The sequence below is a fragment of the Pseudonocardia sp. Ae150A_Ps1 genome, assembly GCF_001932315.1.
Taxonomy (GTDB): Bacteria; Actinomycetota; Actinomycetes; order Mycobacteriales; family Pseudonocardiaceae; genus Pseudonocardia.
Window position 1 is genome coordinate 1 of sequence record NZ_MCIJ01000007.1, and the last position, 2,829, is coordinate 2,829.

Below are 2,829 nucleotides of genomic sequence, written 5' to 3' on the forward strand. Positions count from 1 at the left end.
CCTCTGAAAGGGGAGTCCGCAACGGTGCTGTCACCGAGCGGGCTCCCCTTTTTTCTTGTGCGCGTCCGCTCCCGACTCGTTCGTGGAGCGGTTCGCCCGGTGCGGTCGGCGACCGCGGAAGTGACGGTGTTCGTTTGTACCCTGACCACGTGACGGACGGGGATCGTCCCGGCAACGGCCGGGGAGGCAACGAAGGTCGGCGGGGCGAGCGCTCGGCCGGTCGTGGAACGGGTACCGGCTCCGGGTGGTCGCGTCCCGACGACCGGCGACGGGGCGGCGACGACCGTCCGCGCCGCGACGACCGCGGCGGGGACCGGCCGCGATACGACCGTGACGGTGCGCGTGGCCGGGGCGGCGATCGTCCTGACGGCGGTCGCTCGTGGTCGGGGAGGCCCGACCGGGGTGCCGGCCGTGGCGAGCGCGACGACCGACGACCGCGCGACGACCGTTCCGACGGCGACCGGCGGGGACGGGACGACCGCCCGTCCGGTGACCGCAGGAGTGGCTCCGGCGGCCGATTCTCCGGCGACCGGGGCGGTAGCTCCTACCGTGGACGCGACGACCGTCCTCCGCGCGAGCGTGACGGTGCGGGGCGTCGGCCCGATCGCGATCGCGACGACCGCGGCGGTCGTTCCTACGACGATCGCGGACGGGGCGACTCGTTCCGCGGCGGCGACAGGCTTCCCTCCGGCGGTGACGACACTCGTCGTCGAAGCTTCCGTGACGACGACCGGGGCGGCCGTCCCGGTCGCGACGCAGGTGGCCGTCGGGACGATCGTGGTGGCTGGAACAGCGGCGACCGGGACGACCGGCGCGGTGCCCCCCGCAGCGGTGGACGTTCGCTCGGCGACGACCGTCGCGGCACCGGCCGTGACGACGACCGCGGCGGGCGGCCCTACCGGCCCCGTGACGACCGCGACCGCTCGGGCCGCTCCGAGGGAGGCCGGGACGACCGCGGTGGCCGTCCGTTCCGTGATCGTGACGACCGGGGCGGGCGTCCCACTCGTGATCGTGACGACCGCGGTGGTCGGCCGTTCCGCGGCCGTGACGACCGTGACGACCGTGACGACCGTGACGACCGCGGTCGGCGCTCGTACGGCGGCCGTGACGACCGCGGTGGCCGCTCGTTCCGGGACGATCGTGACGACCGCGGTGGGCGTCCGTCCGGGTACCGCGACGACCGGGGTACCGGCCGCCCGTCCCGCGACCGCGACGATCGAGGCGGTCGGTCCTTCCGCGGCGACGACCGTGGCGGTCGTCCGTTCCGTGATCGTGACGATCGTGGCGGCAGGCCGGCCGGCGCCCGGGACGACCGCGACCGCCGGCCGTCCCGTGACCGCGACGACCAGCGTGGTGGCCGTCCGTTCCGTGGCCGCGACGACCGGGACCAGCGAGGTGGTCGCCCGTACCGCGATCGCGACGACGCCCGTGGTGCCCGTCCGTTCCGCGACGCCGGAGACCGCGACCTGCGCGATGCACGGCCCGCCGACAGGGACGACCGTCCCGTCGATGACCGCGCATCCGCGTCCCGGCCCGGCAGCGCCGACCGGCCGTCCGAGGGCGACCTCGGTGGCCACGCCGCGGTTGCGCCCGAGAAGAGGGCTCCTGCCGTCGAGGACGTCCCGGACTCCGCTCCGGCGATCGTTCCGGCCGTCGAGCAGGAGGCCGTCGCCACGCCCGTCGAAGACGACGACCGGGCGGTCGCGGGGGTACCGGACGACGGGGCCGCGGAGCCTGCCTCCGAGATGACCGGCGTCCGGGCGGACGACGGTGCTCACGTGTCCCGCGGTCCGGAGCCCGGTACCCGTGACGACCACGTCGCCGACGACGTCCCGCCGGCGCGTGACCGGGCCGAGCGCCCGGCGCGTGGGCCGCGTGACGACCGGCGCGGGGACGACCGTCCGCGTGGCCGCCGCGACGACCGCTCGGGCGATCGCCGCGACCGGCCGGGTGCCGGCCGTGACGGCAGGCAGGAGCGCCGCCGGGTGATCCCCGAGTCGGCCGAGCGGACCTTCGTGGCCGAGCCGGACCTCCCCGCGTCGATCACGCCGTCGGACCTCGACGGCAGCGTGCGCCGGGACCTGCGCGGGCTGCAGAAGGAGACCGCGGAGTCGGTGGCGCGGCACCTGGTGGCCGCGGGCGTCCTCGTCGACGAGGACCCGGAGCGGGCGCTCGAGCACGCGCGGTACGCGCGGCGCCGGGCGTCCCGCATCGCGGTCGTCCGGGAGGCAGCCGGGATCGTCGCCTACCACGCCGGTGAGTGGAACGAGGCGCTCGGAGAGTTCCGGGCCGCCCGCCGGATGGGTGGTGGCCCCGGGCACGTCCACGTCATGGCCGACATCGAGCGGGCACTCGGCCGTCCCGAGCGGGCGGTCGACCTCGCCCGGAGCCCGGAGGCGCGCGATCTCGGGGCCGAGGAGCGGATCGAGCTGCTCATCGTCGCCGCCGGAGCGCGGCGCGATCTCGGTGAGGTGGACGCTGCCGTCGTCGGACTGCAGGTGCCGGAGCTCGACGCCGCGAGGCGTGACCCGTGGAGCGCCCGGCTGTTCTACGCCTACGCCGACAACCTCCTGGTCGCCGGCCGGGAGTCGGAGTCCGTGCAGTGGTTCGTGCACGCGCACGACGCCGACACCGACGGGCAGACCGACGCGGCCGCCCGGATCGCCGAGCTCACCGGGGACGAGCTCCCCGGCGTCGACGACGACGGGATGACCATCGGCTGGGAGGACGTCCCCGTCGACGAGTTCGTCGAGGAGCCCGGTGCCGAGGACGCCGGTGTCGAGGACGCGACGGTCCCGGCGCCCGAGGCCGTCTCGGAGCCGGCGGCAC

1 protein-coding gene and 1 pseudogene are annotated in these 2,829 nt (G+C 76.1%); one reads left to right on the forward strand and one right to left on the reverse strand.

Features of this window, described 5'->3' with window-relative positions:
• Positions 1-1,778: pseudogene (locus tag Ae150APs1_RS31770) on the reverse strand (hypothetical protein); the annotation flags it as partial.
• Between Ae150APs1_RS31770 and Ae150APs1_RS31775 the strand changes: the two are divergent.
• Positions 1,779-2,829 (forward strand): hypothetical protein (locus Ae150APs1_RS31775; RefSeq protein WP_139317657.1); only part of this gene is annotated, 1,051 nt, incomplete at its 3' end. It abuts the pseudogene before it with no gap.